Below are 26084 nucleotides of genomic sequence, written 5' to 3' on the forward strand. Positions count from 1 at the left end.
CCGCCGAACCGGCGGGGGACCGGAGTTCTTCCAGGTGGAGCGGTGTAGCCGCGCGGTGGCGCTGCGTTCTTAACACGGCCAATACAACCGCGGATAGTAATCTCGGCAAACGATGAGAAACTCGCCGCCGCCATCCGGCTCCTCCTGGTCGTCTGAACCGCAGGGGCCCATCGGCTCGGACCGGTCGGCGCACCAGTCCGAGCAGGTCTGGGCGTGGCCGCCGGCGAGCCGGGACGAGGCGCACCGCGCCGCCGCCTGGGCGTGGCCGCCGCCGGCCCGCCCGCGCCGCGGCCCCGCGGGGACCGTCGGTCCGCCCGCCGGAGCCCGCTACCACCGGTTGGCGCGGACGCAGCGCTTCCGCTGGTGGAGGCCGCCGCTGGCCGTGGTCGTCGCCGTGCTGGTGATCGTGCTCGTCCAGCTGATCCTGGCCACGGCCGCCGTGGTCGTCGCGGTGGTCTCCGGAATCCAGGGCACCGGCGACCAGATCTTCCGCATGCCACTGGCCAACGTGGTGATGCAGCTCGTCGTCATCGCCACCATGGCGCCCATCGTGATCGCCACCGCCTGGCTGATCCAGCGGCGGCCGGCGGGCACCCTGTTCTCGGTCACGGGGCGACTGCGACTGCGCTGGCTGGTGTGCTGCGCGGCACTGGCCGTTCCCGCGCTGGTGCTCTCCTTCGGCGTGCTGTTCGGGCTGCAGCGGCTGACCTCGCCCGAGGCGCGGTTCATCGGCGAGTTCGGCGGCGGGTCCGACTTCGCGCTGGCCGTCGTCCTGATCGCGGTGCTGGTGCCCTTCCAGGCGTCCGCCGAGGAGATCGCGCTGCGCGGATTCGTGATGCAGTCGGTGGGCTCACTGGGCGCCGGGGCCGGCGAGCCCCGCGGCGGCAGCCCGGTCTCCCGGTTCCTGCGCACCCCGGTGCTGGGCATCCTGATCAGCGGCACCGTGTTCACCGCGCTCCACAGCTACTTCGGCTGGGGACTGGTCGACGTCGCGGTGTTCGGCATCGCCATGGCGTGGCTGACCTGGTTCACCGGCGGGCTGGAGGCGGCGATCGGCCTGCACGTCCTGCACAACATCACGGCGTTCACCATCAGCGCCTACGAGGGCACCCTCGACCGGATCGGCACGGGCGGCGGCTCGTGGCAGGGGGTGCTCGCCACCGCGGTCGAGGTGGCCGTCTACTGCGCGGCGGTGGTGTGGCTGGCCCGGCGCCTGGACGTGCGCCGGACCGTGCCCGAGGACCAGCGCGACCGGGACGCAGCGGGGGCTCCGGCCGCGCTTCCGTCGTGGGCCGCCGAGCCCGACCCCGGCAGGTGGCGCGAGCGGTCCGCCCACTGGGGCTGGGACGACGCCGCCGCCGACCCCGGCTCCGGGCACCGGCAGCAGCCCTCGCAGCATCCGCCGGAGTACTCCGACGGATCTGCCGGCGACTCCCAGTGGGCGGCGCCGGGACCGCGCCGCGGCGGATCCTGGTCGCCGCCGGGATGGGACGGGCAGGCCCCCGGCTGACCGGTCCCGCCGGCCGGCCGGGCCGCACCCGGCGCCCCGCGTCCCGGGCGGCGACACCCGTCACGGACGTGCCGCCGCGTCCCGCCGAGCGCGTTTTCGCACCGTGGGCACGGGTATCCTCCCGGCAACCATGAAGTCGGACCCGTCGTGCCCCCGCTGCGGACGCGCCGTCCACCCACCGGATCTGTGGTCGAGCGCGTGGCAGTGCGACGCCCACGGACCCGTCGCCCCGCTCAACCCCGTGCGCGCACCCGGCGCGGCCTCGCTGGAGGTCCTGCTCGCCGCCACCCGGGTGCCGGTCTGGCTGCCGTGGCCGCTGCCGGCCGGATGGCTCGTCACCGGGTTCGCCGACGCCGGCGACGACCGCAGCGGCGCCCTGGGCGCCGCCGTCGCCCTCTCCGGCCCCGCGCCGCTGGGCGGTGTGGGCGAGATGGCGCTGGTGGCCGAAGACCCCGGCATCGGCCTGGGCGCCCGACTGGCCGGGCTCGACGGCCCCGATCCCGGAAGCGGGTTCGGCGCCGGGCCGCCCGACGCCAAGTTCCGCTACGACGGACACGACATCGCGCTGTGGAGCGTCGACACCGGCGGTGGCCGCGCCGCCTACGCGGGCGAGGCCATGGCCGACTGGCTGTGGGTGGTCTTCAGCCCGGCCGACGCCGCCGTGCTCATCGCCGAGCTGGCCGACCTGCGCGACCTGCGCGACCGCCGCGACGGCGGCGCGGCCCTGGAGCCCCCCTTCGGCGCGCCGTCGCCGTTTCTGGCGTCCGCGCTCAAACCCGCGCCGTGACGACCGCGGGCGCCCGGCCGCGCCCGCCCGTGGAATGATCGGCGGATGCGCATCGACTTGCACGCCCACAGCTCGGTCTCCGACGGGACCGAGCCCCCCGCCGAGGTCGTCCGGCGCGCGGCGGCGGCCGGCCTGGACGTCCTGGCCCTTACCGACCACGACACCGTCGCGGGCATCTCCGCGGCCGCGGCCGAGCTGCCTCCGGGCTTCACCCTGGTGCCGGGCCTGGAGCTGTCGTGCCTGCACGAGGGAGCGGGCGTCCACCTGCTCGCCTACCTCTTCGACGCCGAGCACCCCGAGCTGGCCGCCGAGCTGCGGCGCATCCGCGACGACCGCATCCTTCGCGCCCGCGCCATGGTCGAGCGGCTGCAGACGGCGGGTGTGGAGGTCTCCTGGGAGCGGGTGTGCGCGCTGGCGGGCGTTGCGGCCGCGGGCGCGGTGGAGGCCGCGGGGACGAGCGTCATCGGGCGCCCCCACATCGCCCGGGCGATCGTCGAGGCGGGCGCCGCCGCGGACGTGCCCGAGGCGTTCGACCGGTGGATCGGTGTGGGCGGCCCCGGCTACGTGGCCCGCTACGCCCTGGACGCGCTGCGGGCGGTGGAGCTGGTGCGCGCCGCGGGCGGCGTGTGCGCCGTCGCCCATCCGGCCCGCGGCGAGTCCACCCCCGACGGCGCGGTTCCCATGTCGCTGATCGAGCAGCTGGCCGATGCGGGGCTCGGCGGCATCGAGGCCGACCACCCCTCGCACGACGACGAGGAGGCCGCCTACTGGCGCGGTGCGGCCAAGCGGCTGGAACTGGCCGTCACCGGTTCCAGCGACGACCACGGGGAGCTGACCGGCCACCGGCTCGGTTGCCGCACGACCGCACCCGAGGAGTACGCTCGCCTGATCGAACCCGCGACGGGATGCGCACCGCTTACCGCCGGATGAATCCGGGTGCTCCGCCCGGACTCCGCGGTCGGCGGGCTTATCGACGGCTTAGCCGCCGAATGGGATACTCGCCAGCCGTCTGATGCGGTACCCGCGGGCCCCGCGGGGCGGCGACAATGGTTCCGTCAACCAGCAGTGCTCGAAACGGACATCGAAGGGTCGGCACCGTGTTCTGGAAGTGGAAGGGCAAGAAGAAGGACGGCGACGAGGCCGGCGGTTCCGGTGCGGCGTCGGCGGTGACGACCACGAGCACCGGCGCCGAGGAGACCGCGGCCGACGACACCGCCGCCGAGCCGGAGGCCGCCGAGAAGGACGCCGCGGCCGGCAGGACCGCGCTGAAGTCGGACGCCTCCGCGCAGGCCGCGGAGCCGGACGACTCCGCCGAGCCCGAGGAGTCCGACGAGGACGTCCCCGCCGCGAAGAAGGCCGATACGGCCGAGGACGCCGACGAGGACGGCGGCGCCGCTACGGCCGAGTCCGGCGACGCGGACGAGGAGGACGACGAGGACGTCGCGCCGGCCGCCGCCGGGAAGAAGGCGGGCGCGTTCGCCGACGCCGGCGAACCCGAGGTCGCGGGCGTGTCCGAGCGCGACGAGGAGGGCGTGCAGCGCGTCCGCACCGTCGGCGTGCTCAAGGCCGAGGACCAGGAGGTCGACGTCGTCAGCAACACCTGGATCGTCGACGCCGACGGCGAGGGCGTCGTCGTGATCGACCCCGCCCACGACGCCGAGGCGATCAAGGAGGCCATCGGCGACCGCGAGGTCTACCTGGTGGCCTGCACCAACGGCTACAACACCCACATCGCCGCGGCCATCGAGGTCGCCGAGCGCGACGAGGCGCCCATCGCCCTCCACCGCCGGGAGCTGCGCGCCTGGCGCCGGGTCCACGGCGCCGAGCACCGCCCCGACCTGGAGATCGAGGGCGGCGGCGCCCTCAAGGCCGGCGACATCGAGATCGACATCCTGCCGGTCCCGGGCACCTCGGCGGGCAGCGTCGCCTTCTACATCTCCGAGAAGGGCGTCGTGTTCACCGGCGACTCGCTGCGCGCGGGCGAGCTGGGCACCGTGGCGGGCGGCTACATCGACTACACCCAGCAGCTGCACTCCATCGGGGAGATGATCCTGACCCTGCCCCCGGACACCCGGGTGCTGCCCGACAGCGGGCCGGAGACCACCGTCGAGTCCGAGTCGGCCAACTTCGACTCCTGGGTCGCGACCCCCTGACGCCGCGGGGCGGCCCGAAGCCGTCCGCAGAGATGATCGTGTACCCGTGCTCCGCCACGTCGGCCGGCGGCCGCGGGTACCCGATCGCTTTCGGATGCCTCAGACCCCGCCGCGCTCCTTGGTCTCGATCTGGTTCCAGAAGGCGGTCAGGGCCTCGGCCGTGGTCTCGGGCGCCTCGACGTTGGGGGAGTGGGCGGCGCCGGGGATGACCACGCGGTCGGCGCCGAGGTGGGCGGCCATCGCCGACTGCGCCTCGGGAGGCCAGGCGTCGTCGTTCTCCCCGTAGAGCACCAGCATGGGCAGCCGCGACTGGGCGAGCTCGGGCGTGCGGTCGGTGGCGTTGAGCAGTTCCTCGGCCATACGCACGAGCGCGTCGGGGTGGTTGGCGACCATGCGCTCGCGCAGGAACGCGTGGATCTCCGGGGAGACGCCGCTCGCTCGGGTCGGGGCGTCCAGGTGCTCGGCCCAGATCTCCTCCAGGCGCCGGCGGGTGCGCGCCTGGCCGATCGCCGCCACCAGGCGCTGGGCGTCGGCGGCGCGTGCGCCCCCGATGGCCGAGGGGCCCGAGCTCATCAGGGTGAAGGACAGCAGCGGCACGGTCGCCGAGATGACGGTCTCGCGGGCCACCAGGCCGCCGAAGGAGTGGCCGAGCAGGTGAACGGGGCCGTCGTCCAGCGTCAGCGCGACCTCGCCGACGATCCGGCCCAGGCCGACGCGGGTGTACTCCTCGGGGTCGACGAACCCGGGCGACTGGTACTGCCCGGGCATGTCGATGGCGGTCACCGCGCGACCGGCTGCGGCCAGCGTCTGCAGTAGCGCGATGAAGTCCTCTTTGCTGCCGGTGTAGCCGGGAACCAGCAGCGCCGGCTGCCGCTCGCAGCCGCCCGCCGCGGGTGTGGCCTGCAGCGCGGCGACGTCGCCCATGGGCGTGCCGACGGTCGTGTGCCGAACTCCGGGCGGAAGGCCCAGGAACCGAGGAGTACTCACGTCGGCTCACTATATGCGCCGTGGTGCGGCCGCCAGGGCGGGAGCGGGGCGCGCCGGGGGACCCCCGCCTGCCGTCGGGGCCCGGCTCGACCGGGTGGGGCGCCTGTGTCCGCCGGCCGGGCGGGGCCGGCGGATCCGGGCGGCCGGAGTCGGCCGGCGCCGTCACACCCCGGTCGCGGCCGACCGCGCGGTCGCGGCCGGCGCCGTCTCGCGGGCAGGCGGTGCCTAGCTCTGCTGGTCCCCGCCGTTCTGCTCGACACCGCCGCGGGTGCGCCGACGGCGGCGCCGGCGGGGGGCCGGGGTCTCGCCCGTCCCGCCGCTCTCGGCCCGGGAGCCGGACCCGGCCGTGCTTTCGGCCGCCTTGCCGGCGCCGGCGGATGCGCCCTTGGCCGGGCCCTCCGAGCGCCGGGTGCGGCGGCGGTTGCGGGAGCGCCCGCGGCGTTCGCCGGACTCCTCGCGGCCGCCCTTGCTCCCCTTGCCCGTGCGCTCGGTGCGGTGGCGGCCGGTGTCGCCGATGTCCTCGATCTCCTCGGCCTCCAGGCCCGCGCGCTCACGCCGCTCGGCGGCCAGGCGGCCCTTGGTGCCGGCCGGGATGCCCATCTCCTCGAAGAAGTGCTCGGAGGTGGAGTAGGTCTCGGGCGGGTCGGTGTGCGGCAGGTCGAGCGCGGTGTTGATCAGCTTCCAGCGCGCGACCTCCTGCCAGCTGATGAAGGTCACCGCTGTGCCCGAGCGCCCGGCCCGGCCGGTGCGGCCGATGCGGTGGGTGTAGGTCTTCTCGTCCTCGGGGCACTCGTAGTTGACCACGTGGGTGACGTCGTCGACGTCCAGGCCGCGTGCGGCGACGTCGGTGGCCACCAGCACGTCGATCTTGCCGCTGCGGAACGCCCGCAGCGCGCGCTCGCGCTGGCTCTGGCCCAGGTCGCCGTGCACTGCCGCGGCGGCGAAGCCGCGGTCCTTCAGCTCGGCGGCCACCTTGTCGCAGGCGCGCTTGGTCTGGCAGAAGACCATGGTCAGTCCGCGGCCCTCGGCCTGGAGCAGCCGCCCCAGCATCTCGGGCTTGTCCATCGGGTGGGTGCGGAAGACGTGCTGCTCGATGTCGAGGATGCGGGTCTGGCCCGGATCGTCGTCGTCGCCGGCCCGCACGTGGGTGGGGCGCCGCAGGTAGCTGCGCGACAGGGAGACGATCTCGCTCGGCATGGTGGCCGAGAAGAGCATCACCTGGCGCTCGTCGGGGATCTTGGTGAGGATCTTCTTGATGTCGGGCAGGAAGCCGAGGTCGAGCATCTTGTCGGCCTCGTCCAGCACGACCGCCGAGACGTCCCGCAGGCTCAGGTGCTTCTGATTCTCCAGGTCGAGCAGTCGGCCGGGCGTGCCCACGACGACGTCGACGCCGCTCTTGAGGCCCTCGATCTGCGGCTCGTAGGCGCGGCCGCCGTAGACGGTGAGAATGCGCGCGCCGCTGCGCTTGGCCGCCGTGGTGAGGTCGGCGGCGACCTGGATGGCCAGCTCGCGGGTGGGCACCACCACCAGGGACCGCGGCCGCTTGGCCGAGCCCGGCGCCTCCTGCACGCGCTGCAGCAGCGGCAGCCCGAAGGCGAAGGTCTTACCGGTTCCGGTGCGGGCCTGGCCGATGATGTCGGAGCCCGCGAGGGCGAGCGGGAGGGCGAGGGTCTGGATCGGGAAGGGCTCGACGATCCCCTCGGCTTCGAGTGCATCCGCGATCTCGGCGTTCACACCGAGTCCGCGGAAGGTCTGTCGTTCTTCGTTGGATTCTGCGCTTGTCAGGGCTCATGCCTCCTCTGGGCGGGCCGCAATTTGCGTCGTGGCCGTGATGTGCGGCGGACGGGGCCCGGGGCCGGGCCCGTGTGCTCGTGGCGCTCGTTTCCGGTCGCGGGCTCGGCGGGCGCGGCTCGGAGACCGCAGGGGTCTCCGGCGCGCCCGGCCGGCGCGGTTCGGGAGCGGATGCGAAGCCGTCCGCCTTCTGTCGTCGGCGTCAGCGGCCGCCGGGTGCGGGCGGGACTGCGGTGCGTGCGTGGAAGGGTCTTCCGCACGGTCACGCTCCTTGCCTGCCGGGGTCCGGCAGTCTGTGTCCCGGCACGTTCGGGCGGTCGCCGCCGAGGCTTGTCCGTTCGCCTGGCGCTGCCGGCGCAGGCGAGGTTGTTGTCATGGTCCGCCGCGGAGCGGTACCGCGCGGCGGCGGCCGGGGGGACCCGCGAATACCGCCGCGCTCGAACCTCCCGGCAGCCCGCGCACCCGCAGGGGTGCCGGAGGGCTGCGGCGAGGGCTCCGCGCGATGGCCGACTCCTGGCGGCCACTGCGACAGATTCTATCCTGCCGCTCCTCTGCAGGATATGCCGCCTTTGAGCACCGAGAGGGAAAACGGTGTCACTCTCGCGAACCTCCCCCGTCTCACATGGCAAACACACGGCGGCGGCGGAAAAGTCCCGCGGGCCGATCCGGCTCGCGGGGAGCGATAACCTGTCGGCCATGACCATGCGTGCTCGGGAGCGAATGGAGTGGGCGGCGCGGGCCGCCGCGGCCCGGTGCGCCGCCGGTTCTGCGACGGGTGGGCCGCGGTGAGCGAGCGGAGTCCCGCGGCCCCCGGCGCGGCGGGCGCCGCCGCGGCCGGTCCCGGTGTGATCGACCTGCTGGGCCTGCTGGCCTACGCGCGCCTCGTCGCCTTCTTCCGGCTGGCCGACGACGCCGAGCTGGCCCCGACCCTGGCGAGCAAGGGCGCGCTGGCCGACCTCGCCGCCGCCGAGCACGCCAACTACCGGCGGCTGCACGACCGCCTCGCCGAGCTGGGCGCGGACCCGGAGTCGGCGATGGAGCCGTTCGTCGTGCCGCTGGACGCCTGGCACGCGCGCACCGAGCCGCAGAGCTGGCTGGAGAGCCTGGTCAAGGCCTACGTGGGCGACGGCATCGCCGACGACTTCTACGGCAAGCTCGCCGAACTGTGCGACGAGCAGACCCAGGAGCTGGTCCGGGGCACGCTCGTGGACTCCGGGCGCGCCGAGTTCGTCGCCGCCCAGGTGCGTGCGGCCATCGCCGATGACCCGCGGCTCGCGGGGCGGCTGTCGCTGTGGGCCCGCCGGCTGGTGGGTGAGGCACTGAGCCAGGCGCAGAGCGTCGCCGCGCGCCGCCCCGAGTTGGCGGCTCTGCTCGGCGCGGGCGCGCGCGGTACGGCCAAGGACGCGGACTCCGGTGCCGACGGCGCCGAGGCGGCCGAGGCCGCCGATCTCGCCGCGGTGAGCCGGATGTTCGCCGACCTCACCGAGGGCCACACCGCGCGGCTGGAAGCCATGGGCCTCAACACCTGAAGGCGGCGCGCGGGCCGGGCACCGGGGGCCGCCGCGCCCGGTGCGCAGCGCCGTGCCCAGGGAGTCCGCCGTGCGGGCCGCACAATGGCGCGTCACGATTTCTTCTTGTTTTCGTATATAGTCGGTCGCGTTCTTCTCCCCGTCCCCGGTACAGAGGTAGCGATCCATGCGTCCTGGGTTCTTTGCCGAAGGCCCGCTGGCCCGGCTGTCTCGCGAGTTCGGACTGCTCGGTCCCCTCGGCGACTCCATTGAGCCCTGGATGACCGCTGAACTGGACCAGCACGCCGCCGCGGTGCGCGACTCGATCGCCGCCGACGGGGGGAGCATCACCCGCCTCAGCCTCTCCCGCTACCTCGACGGGTTCATGGACGGCTGCCGCGAACGCGGCTGGCACTCCTCCTGCGACGGCTACGACTGGGAGACCCTGCGCGTGCTCGCCGTGTGCAGGCTGGCCAAGGAACACGGTTTCGTCCGCTAGGTTTGGTCTCATTCCCCGCTTCCGGACGGGGGCCGGGCCGCTGCGGCGGCGATCGGCGAACCCCTCCGCGGGCGTGGTGACTGAGCGTAGGCTTGGCCCGATCCGGCGTGGCCACGCAGATCGCGGCAGAGGCGCACCGGCGCGTCGGCGTCCCGGAGCCGGGTGCCGGGACCGCAGCCATTCGCGAGGGACCGCACTCTGGGACGAGTACGCGCGGTGCTCCGCACCGCAAGAAAGGAAGAGCGCATGGGGAGCGGCCGGCATGGTGCGGCGCGACCGCCGATCGGCGTCCTGATTCAGCAGGATCGCGTCGACTTCTCTCTGTTCACGTCGATCATCGTGGTCGCCTTGGCGGTCATGGTGCTCATCGGGGCCGGCCTGGCGAGCGTCGCCTTCTGGCTCGCCGTCATTCCGGTCCCCGTCTCCGCGGCGCTCATCGTTCGCCGCATCAACCGGCTGGCCCGCGAAGAGCTCGGCGACGACGAGCTGCTCTGAGGCGCGGGCGGCGGGTCGGCGGCGCGTCCCGTCCGCCAGCCGCCACCACGCACCGAGGGGCGGGGCCGCCGGGCGGCCCCGCCCCCTGCATGAGGTCGGGTCGGATTCGCCGGCGCCGCGGGCGCCGGCGGTGCGATCACCGCTCGGGCGGGCGCGGCGGCTGCTCGGGGCCGCCCATCGGCGCGGTGCCGCGCGAGGTGGGCTCGCGCTGCGCCTGCTGCGGGGCGCCCTGGGGACCCTGCTGCATGGCGTCGGAGCGCCCGGCGCGGTAGCCGGTCTCCTCGCGCATCCGCCCGGTCTCGCGCTCGGCGGTGTCCAGCCAGTTGTCCCAGCGCGCCTGCATCGGCTTGATCAGGCCGCCGCCGACCCCCACGACGATGATGCCGCCGATGGTCGCCAGCACGGCGATCAGCACCGGCGTGGTGACGGTCGTCGCCACGTTCATCTGGTTCAGTGCGGCGATCACACCGAGGCCCATGATGAAGATGCCGGCGATGTTGCCCAGGAGCCGCCCGTAGCCCACGCCGGACAGCGCGCTGGAGATGATGTCGCGCGCGGCCTTGGCGATCATGCCGGCCACCACGATGATGACCAGCGCGATGATGGCGAGCGGGATCCAGCTGACCACGGCGTTCAGCAGCTGGGTGATCGGGTTGTTGGGGCCGAACACGCTGAAGGCCAGCTGCAGCGTGATCAGGACGCCGACGTAGTAGACGATCCGGCCGCACAGCTGGCTCGCGCTGTAGCGGCTGCGCTGCAGGTACTCACCCACACCGCTGCGGTCCAGCCCGCGGTCCAGGCCGGCCTTGGCCAGCCCCTTGCCCACCAGCCGACCGACGATCTTGCTGATGATCCAGCCGATGACCAGGATCACCAGGAATGCCGCCAGCAGTGGAACGAAGGTGACGACGGCGCTCCAGGCGTCCGTTAACCCCTGTTGGATGTTCATGCGATTCACCCCCATGGCGCCCCGCCGGTACCCGGGTCCCGGCCCGCGTCCGCCCGGCGAAACCGAGACGACTCTTTCTCATCTCGGCGACTACCCGGTATCGGACGCACCGAATCACCGGAGAGTGACGATTGACCACATAAAGTGACAATTTGCAGGTCATTGACCTGCTCTTGGGCAACCGTCGGCGTCCTGCGGGAATGCGCGCGGTCCGCGCCTTCGGGGGTGCTCCGGCGATCAGCTCCGGGTTAGGTCCCAGCCGCTGATGCCGCGCCAGGCGAGTCGCGCGATGAGCTGCTCGGCGGCCTCCTGGGGGATGGTGCCGAAGTTACTCAGCCAATAGCGGGCACTGGTCTCGGCCATGCCGACCAGCCCGATGCTGAGCAGGTGCGCCTCCTCGTCGGAGATGCTGGTGTCCTGTCGGATCACGTCGCTGATGAGCTCGGCGCAGCGCTGCAGAGTCTGCTCGGTCTTCTCGCGGACCGCGGCGACGTTGCGCAGGTCGGACTCGAAGACCAGGCGGAAGGCCTCGCCCTCGCCGGCGACGAAGTCGAAGTAGGCGCGGAAGCTCGCCGTGACGCGCTGGCGGTTGTCGTCGGTGCTCTCCAGCGCCTCGCGCTGCTTGTCGACCAGCGCCTCGGAGTGCTGCTCCAGCAGTGCCAGGTACAGCTCCAGTTTGCCGGGGAAGTGCTGGTACAGGACGGGCTTGCTGACGCCGGCGCGTTCGGCGATCTCGTCCATCGCCGCGGCGTGGTAGCCCTGCGCGACGAAGACCTCCTGGGCGGCGGCCAGCAGTTGGCGCCTGCGCGCCAGCCGGGGCAGGCGGGTTCCCCGCGGGCGGGCGTCTGAAGGAGCTGTCACCGCAACACCCTCCGAACTCCTCGCGGCCTGGAGCCTGCCGCGCTCGACGACCTTGTCCTGGAACGCACCATCGGATCCGGTAACAACGGCCTCGACCCGGCGCACCGTCCCTATCTTACTCGCACGTAGGTTCGGCGCCGCCAGCGGCCTGAAGGCCCCCGGCAGGCCCGCCCCCCGCCGGGGACGGGCCGGACCGGGAGGCCGTGCGCATCGGTCCGCTAGCGGTACTCGTCCTCGTCGAGCTCGATCTCCCGCAGCTGCTCGACGGCGTCGGCCTCGGACACCTCGTCCTCGGCGTCGAGCCGCCCCCGGCGGGTCCAGTCGTCCTCCTGGGAGGACAACTCGGCGCGCTGCTCGCTGAAGTCGGCGTCGCCGCTCTCGATGGGACGATCGATCTCGTCGTCCTGAGGCTCGGACACGTGCTTCCCCCCTGCGTGGTCGGGTCTCCCCTAACGGTACTCGCTCAACGTAGCGGGCAGCGGTGCCGGAAAGGAAAGCGCAGGACGGGGCGGATCGGCGGTCCCGGCCCCGACGCCCGCTCTTGCGCGCCTGCGAGCGCGTTGTGGAGCATGGACGGGGTGCGGCGCCGGCGGATTCCGCTTCGCCCGGGCCTACCCGTGCAGTGCTGCCGGCGATCCGCGAGGAGGGCCCACCATGGCCGAGCCCATCGACCCCTGGCCGGGCGAGCTCGTCGATCTGGGCGACGGGCTGCAGGTCTTCGTCCGCTCCGACGCCTCGATCGAGGACCGGGGCGACCGGCGTAGGGCCGTCTACGTCCACGGCCTCGGCGGCTGCTCCGCCAACTGGACCGACCTGATGGGCGCCTGCTGCTCGGAGTGGGCCGGCGAGGCGCTCGACCTGCCCGGGTTCGGCGGCTCCCCGCCGCCGCCCACCGGCGACTACAGCATCGACGCCCACGCCGGCGCCGTCGTCCGCCTGATCGCCGCGGGCGAGCACCCGGTCCACCTGCTCGGCAACTCCATGGGCGGCGCCGCCGCGGTGCGCGTGGCGGCCGAGCGCCCCGACCTGGTGCGTTCGCTGACCCTGATCTCCCCGGCACTGCCCGATCTGCGGCCGCGGCTGCTCCCCTACCAGATGGCCGCCGCGCTGCTTCCGGTGCTGGGCCCGGCCGTCTACGGGATGCTGCAGCGCCGCCCGCCCGAGGTGCGGGTGCAGGAGACCTTCGCCACCACCTACTTCGACCCCTCCTCGGCGCCGCCGCGGCGGGTGCTGGAGGCGCTGGAGGCCGAGCGCGAGCGCGACGCCCAGCAGCACGCGAAGACCGCGGTCCTGCGCTCCCTGCGCGGCATGGTCGCCGAGTACCTGCGGCCGGGGCACCGGTCGCTGTGGGCCCAGGCCGCGCGCGTGCAGTGCCCCGTGCTGCTGGTCTACGCCACCGGCGACAGGTTCGTCGACCCGCGCATGGCCGCCCGCGCCGCGCGCGTCTTCCCCCGCAGCCGCCTGGTGCTGATGCCCGAGACCGGGCATGTGGCGATGATGGAGTGCCCCGAGCGGGTGGGCCGCGAGGTGCGCACGTTCCTGCGCGGGGTCGACAGCGGCGGATCCGCGCGGCTGCGCGGCGCGGGCGGCTCGGCGGCCGGTCCGCAGGCGAGCGGCCAGTACGCGGCGCGGGAGTGACGAAGACACCCCCAACGCTCGGCCCGCGGCGGGAATGCGAGACCCCGCCGCGTAGGTTGGCTATGAGTGCAAGCTCGTCACGTGCCCGTACGCCCCCGCGTCCACCGGCGACGCCCCGGGGACGTGACACCGATGAGGAATGCTGAGGAGCTGCTGTGTCGCTGCCGCCGCTGGTCGAACCGGCCGACGAGCTCACCGTCGACGAGGTTCGCCGCTACTCCCGCCACCTGATCATCCCCGATGTGGGCATGGACGGCCAGAAGCGCCTGAAGAACGCCAAGGTGCTGGTGGTGGGCGCCGGCGGGCTCGGCTCGCCCGCGCTGCTGTACCTGGCCGCCGCCGGTGTCGGCACCCTGGGCATCATCGACTTCGACGAGGTCGACGAGTCCAACCTCCAGCGCCAGGTCATCCACGGGCAGAGCGATATCGGCAAGCCCAAGGCCGAGTCGGCGCGCGAGAGCATCGAGGACATCAACCCCTACGTCAAGGTGAACCTGCACAAGGAGCGCCTGGACTCCGACAACGCGCTGGAGATCTTCGCGCCCTACGACCTCGTCCTCGACGGGACCGACAACTTCGCCACGCGCTACCTGGTCAACGACGCCTGCGTGCTGCTGAACAAGCCCTACGTGTGGGGCTCGATCTTCCGCTTCGACGGCCAGGTCAGCGTGTTCTGGAACGAGTACGGCCCCCAGTACCGCGACCTCTACCCCGAGCCCCCGCCGCCCGGGATGGTGCCCTCCTGCGCCGAAGGCGGCGTGCTGGGCGTGCTGTGCGCCTCGATCGGCTCGATCATGGTCAACGAGGCCATCAAGCTGATCACCGGTATCGGCGAGCCGCTGGTCGGGCGCCTGATGATCTACGACGCCCTGGAGATGACCTGGAAGACGGTCAAGGTCCGCAAGGACCCCGAGGGCGAGCCGATCACCGAGCTCATCGACTATGAGGAGTTCTGCGGCGCGGTCTCCGACGAGGCCGAGCAGGCCGCCCAGGGCTCGACGATCACCGCGGGCGAGCTCAAGGAGATGATGGACAAGGGCGAGGACTTCTACCTCGTCGACGTCCGCGAGAAGAACGAGTACGAGATCGTCAACATCCCCGGTGCCGTGCTCATCCCCAAGGGCGAGTTCCTCAACGGCGAGGCCTTCGGCAAGCTGCCGCAGGACAAGCGCGTCGTGCTGCACTGCAAGTCGGGCGCGCGCTCGGCCGAGGCGCTGGCCGCGCTCAAGGGCGCCGGCTTCGACAACGCCGTCCACGTCGGCGGCGGGGTGCTTTCCTGGATCAACCAGGTGGACCCCAGCCTGCCCACCTACTAGCGAGCGGGCGGGGCGCGCCCCACAGCGCGCCGTCGTGCCCCGGGCCGCCGCGGCACCGCGCCGCGGCGGCCTTCGCCGTCTCGGGGCGCCTTCCTCCCGTTGCACGGCACCGGGACCCGGGTAGGTACGCTGTCGGCAGGCAACCGAGAGCGTGGAGGTGGGTCGACATGGGGATCGCCAGACGCCTGGCCGACTGGTTGGCGCTTCTCGCCGGCACCGCCGTGGCGGTCAGCCACATCTGGCACGGCATGCTGGGCCTGAGCATGGCGGTGCTGTTCCTGGTGGGCGTTCTGATGGTCTTCCTGGCCTGCTTGGCGATCATCCACCCCGAGCTGTTCGTCGTCGAGGCGGCCCAGGTCCTCACGGGACTGTTCCTGATCTCGACCCCGTGGCTCTTCGGCTTCCAGGCCGATCCCCCCGCGTCCCTGACCGCGTGGATCCCCGGCGGGATCGCGGTCGTCACCGGACTCTTCTGCCTGCCGGGCTCCACCTCCCTGTACCGCCGCATCGTCCCGCCGCAGCCCGCCGGCCCGCCGCCCTAAGCCGGGCGGCCCCCCGCGGTACTACGATCGGTCCATGCCGCACGCCTTCAGCCGCCCCACCGAGTACGTGGAGCGGGTCCTCGACGTCGTCGAGGCGATCCCGCCCGGCCGGGTGATGAGCTACGGCGACATCGCCGAGTTCCTGGGCGAGGGCGGCCCGCGCCAGGTCGGCTCGGTGATGTCCGCTTGGGGCGGCGGAGTCTGCTGGTGGCGCGTCATCCGCGCCGACGGCAGGCCCCCGGCCGGCCACGAGGTCGAGGCGCTGGGCCGCTACGCCGCCGAGGCCACTCCGATGCGCCCCGGCGGCGACCGCGTCGACATGCGCCGCGCCCGCTGGGACGGCGGCGCCGCCGGGCCCGAGTAAAGCCCGGTGCCGCGGTGACCGAAACTTGATTGAACCACGCTCGTCCGTTCATCTCTCCGCCGTCCGCCGTCCACTAGGGTTTCACTCGCCCGACTGCCCGGCCGGACCGGAGGCTGACCGCGGATGTCCCGTCCCCGCCTTGTGATGCTCAGCCGCCGCGGCCGCGGCGCGATCGCGGCCGAGCACTGGGCCGAGCTCGAGCAGCGCGCCGAGGTGTGCGCGGTGCAGCGGGAGTCCGCCCCCGAACGCGACGAGGCGGTGGAGCTCCTGGCGGAGGCGGACCTGCTGGCCGCCACCAACCTGTGCCTTCCCGCGGTCGACGCCGAGCTGCTCGACGCGCTGCCCCGGCTGCGCGGCATCGTGCTCTATGCCACCGGCTACGACCACATCGACGTCCCGCTGCTGCGTTCCCGCGGGGTGGGCCTGTCGGTGATGCCCGAGTACGCCACGACCGCGGTCGCCGAGCACTGCCTGGCGATGCTGTTCGCCCTGGCCACCCGGTTGCATCTGGCCCATGACCGCAGCCGCGGGGCCGCCCCCCGCGACATCTCCCTGCGCGGGATCGAGCTGGGCGGCAGGCGGCTGGGCGTGATCGGGCTGGGACGCATCGGCGGTGAGGCGGCCCGGCTGGGGCGCGCTCTGGGCATGCGGGTCTGCGGTGCCGACACCGACCCGAGAGCACGCGAGCGTGCGGCCGAGTCCGGGATCGAGGTCGTCGACCTGGCCGGGCTGCTGTCCGAAAGCGACGCCGTGGCCGTCTGCGCCAGCCACGCCTTCGGTGCCCCGCCCCTGCTGGGCGCGGCCGAGCTGGCCGCCATGCGTCCGGGATCGCTGCTGGTCAACGTCTCCCGGTCCGCTCTGGTGGACACCGCGGCGGCGGTGGGTGAGGTGCGGGACGGGCGGCTGCGCGGATACGCGGTGGACGACACCGTGCTCGACCCGGCCTGCGACGGCGACCTCCTGGCCGAGGGGCGCATTCTGCAAACCGGACACAGCGCCTGGTGGCGCGACGAGACACTGGATCGGGGTGCCCGAATGTGGGCCGACCGCATACTGGCCGCCGTACTGGGCGAGCCGCTCGACCCTGTCACCTGGCCGGAGACGGACTCCGCGGCGGGCCTGGCCCCGGCGGTGGGCGCGTGACCCCCCGCCGCGGCCGGCTGCTGGCCGTGCTCGTCGCCGTGTGGCTGCTGGTACCCGCCGCCCTGGCCGCGGCGCGCAGTCCCCAGTGGTGGAGCTGGATCGCGCCGGAGCTCACGCCGATGACCTGGGTGCAGAGCGTCGTGCTCGTGCTCGCGTCGGCCGGAAGCCTCCTGGTGGGCACGGTCCTGCGCCGCACCGGCGCACCGCGCACCCGGGTATGGACCCTGCTGGGCGCCGGGTTCGCGGCGCTGGCGGTGGACGACCGCTTCGCCCTGCACGAGCGGATCCGCGACGGCTACCTCGCCCCGCGCGGAGTCACCGTCCCCTTCCTTCCGTGGGTGGCGCCGGGCGATTTCCTGATCATGGGCGTCGCGGTGATCGGCCTGGCGTTCCTGCCGATGGTCTGGCGCGCGGTGCGCGCCGACTCGTGGTCGCTCGGCAGCCTGGTGGTCGGCGTGCTGCTGGCCCTGGTCGCGGTCGGAGTGGACTCCATCGATCCCCACACCTGGACCGTGGCCGCCGAACGCGTCCAGCAGACCCTGGAGGAGGTCGTCGAGCTCGGCAGCGGGCTGGCGCTCCTGGGCGCCGTCGCCTTCCGCCTGACGGGCCTGCTGGCGGCCCACCTGCACCCGCCGGCCGCCCGGGCCGCCGCGGCGCCGCCCGCGGCGGAGGCCGAGGAGGCCGCCCGCCCCTGACCCCCGCCCGATCCGCTGGCCCGACCGGCGCGCAGCGGTGCCGCGGCGGACCGGTGGAGCGGGTGTGACCAGGGATGTTTCGGGACTGTCGTGGGGGTCTGGTGAACTGGGCCGGGTGAGTTCATCCCCGTACCGTCTTGTGCGGCGTGTGCATGCCGAGGTGCCGCCGCCCGATCTGGACGAGAACCAGCGCAGGGTCGTCGCCCACGCGGGCGGCCCGCTGCTGGTGCTGGCCGGGCCGGGGACGGGCAAGACCACCACCGTCGTCGAAGCGGTGGTCGACCGCATCGAGAACCGCGGCACCGACCCCTCGCGGGTGCTCGTGCTGACCTTCAGCCGCAAGGCCGCACAGGAGCTGCGCGAGCGCATCACCGCGCGCCTGCGCCGCACCACGCGCGAGCCGCTGGCCATGACCTTCCACAGCTACGCCTACGCGCTGATCCGGCGGGAGTTCGCCCGCCTGGGCGATCACCCGCCGCGGCTGCTGTCGGGACCCGAGCAGCTGATGGAGGTCCGCGAACTGCTGTCCGGCGAGTCCGCCGACGGCGCCGCGCTGTGGCCCGAGCGGCTGCGGCCGGCGCTGGAGACCCGCGGGTTCGCCGAGGAGCTGCGCGACTTTCTGATGCGGGCCCAGGAGCGCGGCATCGACTCCGCCGGCCTCGCCCGGCTGGGCCGCGAGCACGGGCGCGACGACTGGGTGGCCGCGGGCGGGTTCCTCGACCGCTACACCGGGCGCTTCGACGTCGCGCCCGTACCGACCCTCAACTACGCCGAGCTCGTGCGGGTCGCGGCCAACCTGCTCTCCGACCCCGCGATCCAGGCCCGCGAGCGCGCCGCGCGCGAGGTCGTCTTCGTCGACGAGTACCAGGACACCGACCCCGCCCAGGAGGAGCTGCTGCACGCGCTGGCCGGGGACGGCCGCGACCTCGTCGCGGTCGGCGACCCCGACCAGTCCATCTACGGCTTCCGCGGCGCCGACGTGCGCAACATCCTGGAGTTCCCGCAGCGCTTCCCCGGCTTCGGCGGCGCGCCCGCGCCCGTCGTGGCGCTGCGCACCTGCCGGCGCAGCGGGGCAGGGCTGCTCGCCGCCTCCCGCGGGGTCGCCCGCCGGCTGCCCGCCGTGCCCGCCGCCGGCGGCGGGCCGGTGAACGCGCACCGGGCCCTGGCGCCGGCCGAATCCGTGCCCGACGGCGAGGCGCGGGTGCTGATCGCGGAGAGCGCCGCGCAGGAGGCCGCCGTCATCGCCGACATCCTGCGCCGCGCCCACCTCGTGGACGGGGTGCCGTGGTCGGACATGGCGGTACTGGTGCGCTCGGCCGCCCGTCAGCTGCCCACCCTGCGCCGCGCGCTGTCGGCCGCAGGGGTCCCGGTCGCGGTGGGGGGCGACGAGATGCCGCTGGCCGTCGAGCCGATCGTGCGCGCGCTGCTGCTGCTCATCCGCTGCGCCCTGCGGCCCGAGACCATCGACGAGGCCGCGGCCCATGAGCTGCTCACCAGCCAGTTCGGCGAGGCCGACACGGTCCGGCTGCGCCGCCTGGCCCGCGCCCTGCGCCGCCTCGATCTGGACTACCGCGCCGCCGAGCGCCGCGCGGCCGAAGGCGGGCGGGACTCCGCCGAGCCCGGCCCCGCCCTTGCGGAGCCCGGCCCCGCCGAGCAGAGCGGAGCCCGGTCGCACGGCGGCCCCGGCGGCGCGGAGGCCGCCGAGTCCGCCCCGGACGGGGCGGCGGAGCCCGCCGCGGCCGGGGGCGACCCGTCCGAGCCCCGCCCCCTCGGCGAACCCGCCCACCCCCACCCGCGCGGCAACCGCCCCTCCTCGGCGCTGCTGGCCGACGCGCTGCGCGACCCCCGCGAGCTGACCCTCGTCGACCCCGAGGTCGCGGCGCCCGCCCGGCGCATCGCCGGCTACCTGCGGCTGATCCGCGACCGCGCCGCGGCGGGGGCCTCCGCCGAGGACGTGCTGTGGGAGGTCTGGCAGGCCTGCGGGCTGTCCGAGCGCCTGCTTCGCGCCAGCCAGGCCGGCGGGCGGCGCGGCGCCGCCGCCGACCGCGACCTCGACGCCGTCGTGGCCCTGTTCGAGAGCGCCGCCCGCTACTGCGACCGGCTGCCGCCCGGCCCGCCGCTGGGCTTCCTGGACGACCTGGAGGCCCAGGAGATCCCCGCCGACAGCCTCGCCGAACGCGCCCCCCAGGGCGAGGCGGTGCGTATTCTCACCGCGCACCGGTCCAAGGGACTGGAGTGGGACCTCGCCGTTGTCGCCGGCGTCCAGGAGGGCGACTGGCCCGACCTGCGGCTGCGCGGCTCGCTGCTGGGCGTCGAACAGCTCGTCGACACCGCGAGCGGCTTCGGTGCGGCCGCCGGCGGGCCCGCGGACCCGGCCGGAGCGGCCGGTGCGGCGGCGGCCTCCAAACTGCTCGACGAGGAGCGGCGGCTGTTCTACGTCGCGGTCACCCGCGCCCGCCGGCGCCTCGTCGTCACGGCCGTGGGCGGCGACGACACCGAGGAGCGCCCCTCCCGCTTCCTCGCCGAACTCGGCCTGGGCGAACCCGAGCGCGTCAGCACGGGGCGCCGGTGGCTGTCGCTGTCGGCGCTGGTGGCCGACCTGCGCTCGGTGGTCACCGATCCCCAGCGCCCCGACCCGCTGCGCCGCGCCGCGGCCGCCCACCTCGCCCGGCTCGCCGACGAGGGCGTCCGCGGCGCCGACCCCGCGGAGTGGTACGCCCTCACGCCCGTCTCCGACGACCGCCCGCTGGTCGACGGCGCCGACGACGGCACCATCCGGGTCTCGCCCTCCCAGGTCGAGCGGTTCACCACCTGCGAGCTGCGCTGGCTGCTGGAGAACGCCGCCGGAGCCTCCTCGATGGAGGTCACCTCGGCGCTGGGGAGTATCGTGCACGCGGTCGCCGTACTCGTCGCCGAGGGCGCCGGGATGGAGGAGGTCCGGCGCCGCATGGACGAGATCTGGTCCGAGCTGGACTTCGGCGGCCCGTGGTTCGCGGGCAAGGAGCGCGAGCGCGCCGACGAGATGGTGCGCAAGCTCATCGACTGGCACGAGGCCGGCGAACGCGAACTCGTCGTGACGGAGGAGGGATTCAGGGTCGACATCGGCGGCATCGAGATCACCGGGCGCGTCGACCGGTTGGAGAGGGACGCCCAGGGCCGCGCCGTGGTGGTCGACATCAAGACCGGCAACAGCCGTCCCAAAGACGCCGACCTGGCGCGCCACCCCCAACTGGGCGTCTACCAACTCGCGGTGCTCAAGTCCGCTTTCGCCGGATTGGGGCTGACCGAGCCCGGCGGCGCCGAGCTGGTGCAGGTGGGTACGAAGGCCTCCTTCAAGGGCGGCGCCCGCACCCAGGCCCAGGCCCCGCTGGGCGAGGACCCCGACCCGGGGTGGTCGGCGGAACTGGTGCGCGGTGTCGCCGAGGGCATGTCCGGCGCGCGCTTCCAGGCGGTGCGCAACGACTTCTGCGACTCCTGCGCCGTGCGCTCCAGCTGCCCGGTGCACGACGAGGGGAAGCGCGTGTGACCGCCGCGGAGTCCGGGCCGATCCCGGTCGGCGGCGCACCCGGCGCCGACTTCCCCCGCCGCCGGCTCAGCCCCGCCGAACTGGCCCGCATGCTGGGGCAGCCCGAGCCCACCGCCGAGCAGGCCGACGTCATCGCGGCGCCGCTGGAGCCGGGCGTGGTCGTCGCCGGCGCCGGCTCCGGCAAGAGCGAGACCATGGCCGGCCGGGTGGTGTGGCTGGTGGCCAACGGCCTGGTCCGCCCCGAGCACGTACTGGGGCTGACCTTCACCCGCAAGGCCGCCGCCGAGCTGGCCGACCGGGTGCGCCGGCGGCTGGACCAGCTGCGCGCCACCGAGCAGGTGCCCGAGGAGGTCCTCGACGGCGACCCGGCCGTGTCCACCTACAACTCCTACGCCGCCCGCCTGGTCGGCGACCACGCGCTGCGCGAAGCGGTCGAGCCCTCCACCCGGCTCATCAGCGAGGGCCAGGCCTACCAGCTCGCCGCGCGCATCGTCGCCGACTACGACGGCCCCATGGACGCCGTGACGGTCGGCCCCCGCGCGGTGACCGACCGGGTCCTGGAGCTGGCCGGCGAGCTCTCCGACCACCTGCGCACGCCCGACGACGTCCGCGGCATCGGCGCCTGGATCGCCCAGCGCGTCGCGGCCCTGCCCGGCAGGCCGCGCGCCGAGACCCGCGGCCTGGAGGAGGTCCAGCGCCGCCGCGAGCAGCTGCTGCCGCTGGTGGAGCGCTACATCGCCGCCAAGCGCGACCGCGAGGTCATGGACTACGGCGACCAGGTGGCGCTGGCGGCGCGCATCGCGATGCGCCACGCGGAGGTCGGGCTGATCGAGCGGGGCCGCTTCCGCGTGGTGCTGCTGGACGAGTACCAGGACACCAGCCACGCCCAGCTGCTGCTGCTGCGTGCGCTGTTCGGCGGCGGCCACCCCGTCACGGCGGTCGGCGACCCCTGCCAGTCCATCTACGGCTGGCGCGGTGCCAGCTCGGGCAACCTCACCAGTTTCCCCACCGACTTCCCCGAGGCGCCGGGGCGTCCGGCCCCGGTACGCAAGCTCGCGACGAGCTTTCGCAACGGCGAGCGGGTGCTGCACGTCGCCCGGCGCATCTCCGAGCCGCTGCGCGAGGAGAGCGGGTACGTGCCGGTGCTGCACCCGGCAGCGGCGCGCCGGGGCCGGGGCCGGGTGGCCTGCGGGCTGTTTCTCACCGAGACCCAGGAGGCGCGCTGGATCGCCGAGGCGATACGCGAGCGCATCGACCACTCCGCCCGCTGGGCCCCCGACGGCCTGGAGTGGCCGCCCGGCGAGGGCGGCGAAGGGCTGCGCTACAGCGACGTGGCGGTGCTGTGCCGCAAGCGGTCGCAGTTCCCCGTGCTGCGCGAGGCGCTGGAGGAGCAGGGCATCCCCGTCGAGGTCGTCGGCCTGGGCGGGCTGATGACGGTCCCGGAGGTCCGCGACGTCATCGCCACGCTGCGGGTCCTGCACGACCCCACCGCGGGCAACGAGCTGGCGCGGCTGCTCACCGGCCCGCGCTGGCGCATGGGGCCGCGCGACCTCGTCGCACTGGGCGAACGTGCCGCCGAACTGGCCAAGGAGACCCGCCGCGACCTGTCCGCGGCGGCGCAGGAGCCCGCCGACGACGACGGCGAGGACCTGCTGCGCCGCACGGTGCTCGACCTCACGGCCGAGAGCGGCAGCCTCGTCGACGCCCTGGACGACCCCGGGCCGCCCGAGCGCTACTCCGAGACCGGTTTCCGGCGGTTGGCCGCCCTCGGCGCGGAGATGCGCGCGCTGCGCCGCCTGGCCGCCCAGCCGCTTCCCGACCTGATCGGCGAAGTCGAGCGCGCCCTGGGGCTGGACATCGAGGTCGCTGCGCGGCCCGGGCGCGACCCGGTGGCCGCGCGCGCCGACCTCGACGCGTTCCTGGACGCGGCCGTGCGTTTCGTCGGCAACAGCGAGGATCCCACGCTGGGCACGTTCCTGAACTACCTGCGCTCGGCCGAGGACGCGGAGAAGGGCCTGCAGCCGGGCGAGCGGGTCGGCGGCAGCGACACGGTGAAGCTGATGACCGTGCACGCCGCCAAGGGACTGCAGTGGCCTCTGGTCGCGGTGCCGGGGCTGTCCGGCGGCACGGGGTCGCCGGTGTTCCCCACCAAGGCGCGCGACGCCGGCGGCTGGGTCGCCAAGGAGCAGCGGCTGCCGTTCCCGCTGCGCGGCGACGCGGCCGGGCTGCCCGCGCTCGCCGACGTCGACAAGGAGAGCATCAAGGCGTTCGTCGCCGCCGACCGCGACCGGCACCGCATGGAGGAGCGCCGGCTCGCCTACGTCGCCGTCACCCGGGCCTCCTTCGGCCTGCTGTGCTCCGGGCACTGGTGGGGCCATGCCAGCGCGGGCAGGCGGGGCCCCTCGGTGTTCCTGGAGGAGGTCCGCGAGGTCTGCGAGCAGGGCGGCGGCAGCGTGGCCGCCTGGGCCGACCCGCCGGAGGAGGGCGAGACCAACCCGCAGACCGCCCGGGCGGCCTCGGTGGCCTGGCCGCAGCCGCCCGAGGAGGAGGGGGAGGCCGCGGCACGGCGCCACCGCGAGATCCTGGAAGGCGCCGAACTCGTGGCGCAGGCGCGGCGGGAGCCGTCCTCGGAGGCCGGCGAGGCGCACGGCGGCGGGGCGCACAGCCGCGAGGCGGATGCCCGGGGTGGTGCGGTGCGAGGCGGCGGCGAGGCGCGGGCCGGCTCCGGCGGAGCGGATCTCGCCGGGCCACCGGAGCACCCGGAGCACCCGGAGTCACCGAGGCCCTCGGAGCAGGACGGGACCGCAGTCGAGGCCGAGGGGCGGTCCGCCGACGGATCGTGCACCGGCGGCGACCCGCCCGAGACCGTCGGCCGCCGGTGGCTGGCCACACTCGAACGCGCCCGGATGCCCGAGCGCATGCGGCGGCGCCTGGACGGCTGGAACCGCGACACCGAGCTGCTGCTGGCCCACCGCGACACCGCGCCCGCGGGCACCGACGGCACGATCCCCGTCGAACTTCCCGCCCACCTGTCGGTCTCCTCGCTGGTGTCGCTGGCCCGCGACCCCGCCGCGCTCGCCCGCCGCATCCGCCGCCCGCTGCCTCGGCCGCCCGCGCCGCACACCCGGCGCGGCACCGCGTTCCACGCCTGGCTGGAGCAGCGCTTCGGGCAGCAGAGCCTGCTGGGGCCCGACGAACTCCCCGGCGCGGCTGACGACGGCGCCGGAAGCGACACGGACCTGGCCGAGCTGCAGCGCCGCTTCGACGCCGGCGAGTGGGGCGGGCGGATCCCCCTGGAGGTCGAGGTCCCCTTCGAGACGATCATCGGCGACCGCCTGATCCGCGGGCGGATGGACGCGGTCTTCCACGACGAGGCCGGCGGCACCTACGACGTCGTCGACTGGAAGACCGGCCGCCCGCCCCAGACGGCCCGCGAGCGCCGGGCGGTGGCGGTGCAGCTCGCGGCCTACCGCATCGCCTGGGCGGAGCTGGCGGGCGTGCCGCTCGACCGGGTCCACGCGGCCTTCCACTACGTGCGGGCCGACGAGACCGTCCGCCCCGCCGACCTGCCGGACGCCGGCGGGCTGGCCGCGCTGCTGGACGGCCTTCCGCAGGAATAGCCGCAGGCACCGTGCGGCGGGACTCCGTGTGTCATAGGCCGCGAATATTCTCCTCCGCAACCGATGAGTTTCACCGTGCGCGCCGGTCTCCACCCGGCAAACACGATCGCACCGAGGAGCGTGCCATGACCGAGACGACGACCCGCGAGCCGCAGACCCGCACGGTGGACGCGCCCGGCGCCACCATCCACTACGACGTGCGCGGCGACCTGAGTGAGGCGAGTGCGGACAAGCCCGCCCTCATGCTCGTCGGATCCCCGATGGACGCGAGCGGCTTCGCCACGCTGGCGGGGTACTTCGCCGACCGCCCCGTGGTGACCTACGACCCGCGCGGTGCCGGACGCAGCCCCCGCACCGACGGCACGCAGACGACCCTGCCCGAGGAGCACGCCGACGACCTCCGCCGGGTGATCGAGGCCCTCGGCGTCGACCGGGTGGACCTGTTCGGCAGCAGCGGCGGAGCCCTCAACGGCCTCGTCCTGGTGTCGGGCCGCCCCGACCTGGTGCGGACCCTCGTCGCCCACGAGCCGCCGGTCGCCGAAGTCCTCCCGGACCACGACGTGATCGCGGCCGTCTGCGAGGACATCTACGACACCTACCAGAGCACGGGGATGGGGCCCGCGATGGCGAAGTTCATCGCCTTCGTCCAGTACTCGGGGCCGCTGCCCGCGGACTACCTCGACCGCCCCGCCCCGGACCCCGCCGCATTCGGACTGCCGACCGAGGACGACGGCTCCCGCGACGACCCGCTGCTCGGCCAGAACATCCGCAACAGCCCCACGGTCGGGCTCGACTACGAGGCCCTGGCCGCGTCCCCGACCCGCGTCGTCCTCGCGGCCGGCCGGGAATCGGCCGAGGAGATGCCCGGCCGCGCGGCGGCGGCGGTCGCCGAGCGGATCGGCATCGAGCTGACGATGTTCCCCAGCCACCACGGCGGATTCATGTCCGGGGAGTTCGGCATGGAGGGCGAGCCCGAGGCGTTCGCCGCCACGCTGCGGAAGGTGCTGGAAGCCTCCTGACGCGTCCGGCCCGCCGCCGATCGCCTGCCCGCGCGAATCGGTCCGGGTGCCCGCCGGTGGCGGTGAGCGACGGGGGCAGCGACGGCGGCGGGTGGCTGGGCCGGCGACCACCGGCCCTGGTCGGCGCATGGCCGATCACCCGACGGGGGCGGCGAGGTCGGCGGGTGGCTGGGCCCGCGCGGATCGGTCCGGGTGCCCGCCGGTTGCCCACCCGACGAGGGGCGGTGACGGCGGCGGGGGTCCGGGCCGGCGGTGACCGGTTGCTGGAGGCGGATGGCGGGTCGCCCGATGGGGGCGGCGACGGCGGCGGTGGGTTGGGCCCGCGTGGATCGGTTCGGGTGCCCGCCGGATGCGCGCCCGACGGGAGCGGCGAGGGTCGGCGGGGGTTGGTTGGGCGGTCACCGGTTGCTGGAGACGGATGGCGGGTCGCCCGACGGAAGCGGCGAGGGCCGCGGAGGGCTCAGCCCGCACGGATCGGTTCGGGTGGGCGCCGGTGGCGGTAGGCGACGGGGGCGGCGAGGGCGGCGAAGGGCTGGGCCCGCGCGAGTCGGTTCGGGTGCTCGCCGGTGGCGGTGAGCGACGGGGGCAGCGACGGCGGCGGGTGGCTGGGCCGGCGCCCACCGGCCCGGGTCGGCGCATGGCCGATCACCCGACGGGGGCGGCGAGGTCGGCGGGTGGCTG

At 74.5% G+C, this 26084-nt stretch carries 21 protein-coding genes; 16 read left to right on the forward strand and 5 right to left on the reverse strand.

Annotated elements, in window-relative coordinates:
* Positions 1-112: 112 nt before the first annotated feature.
* The 4 genes from FZ103_RS01365 to FZ103_RS01380 all read left to right on the forward strand — a co-directional run bounded on the left by FZ103_RS01365 (position 113) and on the right by FZ103_RS01380 (position 4450).
* Positions 113-1510, forward strand: a complete 1398-nt coding sequence (locus tag FZ103_RS01365; protein ID WP_155998161.1) for a CPBP family intramembrane glutamic endopeptidase — start codon at positions 113-115, stop codon at positions 1508-1510.
* A gap of 130 nt (positions 1511-1640) precedes the next feature.
* Positions 1641-2297 carry a DUF6758 family protein gene (locus tag FZ103_RS01370; protein WP_155998162.1) on the forward strand — a complete coding sequence of 219 codons (657 nt, stop codon included), beginning with the start codon at positions 1641-1643 and terminating at the stop codon, positions 2295-2297.
* A gap of 45 nt (positions 2298-2342) precedes the next feature.
* On the forward strand, positions 2343-3227 hold the full coding sequence (locus FZ103_RS01375; RefSeq protein ID WP_155998163.1) for a PHP domain-containing protein: 885 nt from the start codon (positions 2343-2345) through the stop codon (positions 3225-3227).
* A 167-nt stretch (positions 3228-3394) separates the two neighbouring features.
* Positions 3395-4450 carry an MBL fold metallo-hydrolase gene (locus FZ103_RS01380; RefSeq protein WP_186355636.1) on the forward strand — a complete coding sequence of 352 codons (1056 nt, stop codon included), beginning with the start codon at positions 3395-3397 and terminating at the stop codon, positions 4448-4450.
* A 99-nt stretch (positions 4451-4549) separates the two neighbouring features.
* Here FZ103_RS01380 and FZ103_RS01385 read toward each other — a convergent pair whose 3' ends face one another.
* Positions 4550-5437, reverse strand: a complete 888-nt coding sequence (locus tag FZ103_RS01385) for an alpha/beta fold hydrolase (protein WP_186355637.1) — start codon at positions 5435-5437, stop codon at positions 4550-4552.
* Positions 5438-5662: 225 nt separating this feature from the next.
* A complete protein-coding gene (locus FZ103_RS01390) occupies positions 5663-7171 on the reverse strand; it encodes a DEAD/DEAH box helicase (RefSeq protein ID WP_186355638.1) in 1509 nt (502 codons plus the stop codon).
* An 842-nt stretch (positions 7172-8013) separates the two neighbouring features.
* On the opposite strand from FZ103_RS01390, the gene FZ103_RS01395 reads away from it, so the two are divergent.
* The 3 genes from FZ103_RS01395 (at position 8014) to FZ103_RS01405 (ending at position 9730) form a co-directional block, all read left to right on the forward strand.
* Complete coding sequence (locus FZ103_RS01395; protein WP_343233324.1) at positions 8014-8757, forward strand: ferritin-like fold-containing protein; 744 nt, start codon at positions 8014-8016, stop codon at positions 8755-8757.
* Positions 8758-8923: 166 nt separating this feature from the next.
* Positions 8924-9235 (forward strand): DUF6401 family natural product biosynthesis protein, encoded by a 312-nt coding sequence (locus tag FZ103_RS01400; RefSeq protein WP_155998166.1) that lies wholly within the window; start codon positions 8924-8926, stop codon positions 9233-9235.
* A gap of 246 nt (positions 9236-9481) precedes the next feature.
* Positions 9482-9730: a hypothetical protein gene (locus FZ103_RS01405; protein WP_155998167.1), complete on the forward strand. Its 249-nt coding sequence runs from the start codon at positions 9482-9484 to the stop codon at positions 9728-9730.
* 136 nt (positions 9731-9866) lie between these two features.
* Here the strand turns inward: FZ103_RS01405 and FZ103_RS01410 are convergent, their stop codons facing one another.
* The 3 genes from FZ103_RS01410 to FZ103_RS01420 form a co-directional block, all read right to left on the reverse strand.
* A complete protein-coding gene (locus FZ103_RS01410) occupies positions 9867-10679 on the reverse strand; it encodes a hypothetical protein (protein WP_155998168.1) in 813 nt (270 codons plus the stop codon).
* 237 nt (positions 10680-10916) lie between these two features.
* On the reverse strand, positions 10917-11540 hold the full coding sequence (locus FZ103_RS01415) for a TetR/AcrR family transcriptional regulator (RefSeq protein ID WP_186355639.1): 624 nt from the start codon (positions 11538-11540) through the stop codon (positions 10917-10919).
* Between the two features lie 218 nt (positions 11541-11758).
* Positions 11759-11959 (reverse strand): hypothetical protein, encoded by a 201-nt coding sequence (locus tag FZ103_RS01420; protein WP_155998169.1) that lies wholly within the window; start codon positions 11957-11959, stop codon positions 11759-11761.
* A gap of 235 nt (positions 11960-12194) precedes the next feature.
* Between FZ103_RS01420 and FZ103_RS01425 the strand changes: the two genes are divergently transcribed.
* The 9 genes from FZ103_RS01425 (at position 12195) to FZ103_RS01465 (ending at position 25403) form a co-directional block, all read left to right on the forward strand.
* Positions 12195-13178, forward strand: a complete 984-nt coding sequence (locus FZ103_RS01425) for an alpha/beta fold hydrolase (protein ID WP_155998170.1) — start codon at positions 12195-12197, stop codon at positions 13176-13178.
* 155 nt (positions 13179-13333) lie between these two features.
* Entirely contained in the window at positions 13334-14494 is a 1161-nt protein-coding gene (gene moeZ / locus FZ103_RS01430; protein WP_186355640.1) for an adenylyltransferase/sulfurtransferase MoeZ, read from the forward strand.
* A 167-nt stretch (positions 14495-14661) separates the two neighbouring features.
* Complete coding sequence (locus FZ103_RS01435) at positions 14662-15036, forward strand: SPW repeat protein (protein WP_155998171.1); 375 nt, start codon at positions 14662-14664, stop codon at positions 15034-15036.
* 34 nt (positions 15037-15070) lie between these two features.
* On the forward strand, positions 15071-15400 hold the full coding sequence (locus FZ103_RS01440) for an MGMT family protein (RefSeq protein WP_155998172.1): 330 nt from the start codon (positions 15071-15073) through the stop codon (positions 15398-15400).
* A 123-nt stretch (positions 15401-15523) separates the two neighbouring features.
* Entirely contained in the window at positions 15524-16543 is a 1020-nt protein-coding gene (locus FZ103_RS01445) for a 2-hydroxyacid dehydrogenase (RefSeq protein ID WP_155998173.1), read from the forward strand.
* Complete coding sequence (locus FZ103_RS01450; protein ID WP_155998174.1) at positions 16540-17238, forward strand: hypothetical protein; 699 nt, start codon at positions 16540-16542, stop codon at positions 17236-17238. The genes FZ103_RS01445 and FZ103_RS01450 overlap by 4 nt, the downstream gene beginning before the upstream one ends.
* A 139-nt stretch (positions 17239-17377) precedes the next feature.
* The gene (locus FZ103_RS01455; protein WP_186355641.1) at positions 17378-20764 is read left to right on the forward strand and encodes an ATP-dependent DNA helicase; all 3387 of its coding nucleotides are present in this window, start codon (positions 17378-17380) and stop codon (positions 20762-20764) included.
* Between the two features lie 89 nt (positions 20765-20853).
* Positions 20854-24384, forward strand: coding sequence for an ATP-dependent DNA helicase (locus tag FZ103_RS01460; protein WP_155998602.1), 3531 nt, complete (start codon positions 20854-20856; stop codon positions 24382-24384).
* A gap of 125 nt (positions 24385-24509) precedes the next feature.
* Positions 24510-25403: an alpha/beta fold hydrolase gene (locus FZ103_RS01465; RefSeq protein ID WP_155998175.1), complete on the forward strand. Its 894-nt coding sequence runs from the start codon at positions 24510-24512 to the stop codon at positions 25401-25403.
* The last annotated feature ends 681 nt before the right edge of the window (positions 25404-26084 follow it).

The organism is Streptomonospora sp. PA3 (assembly GCF_009728995.1).
Taxonomy (GTDB): Bacteria; Actinomycetota; Actinomycetes; order Streptosporangiales; family Streptosporangiaceae; genus Streptomonospora.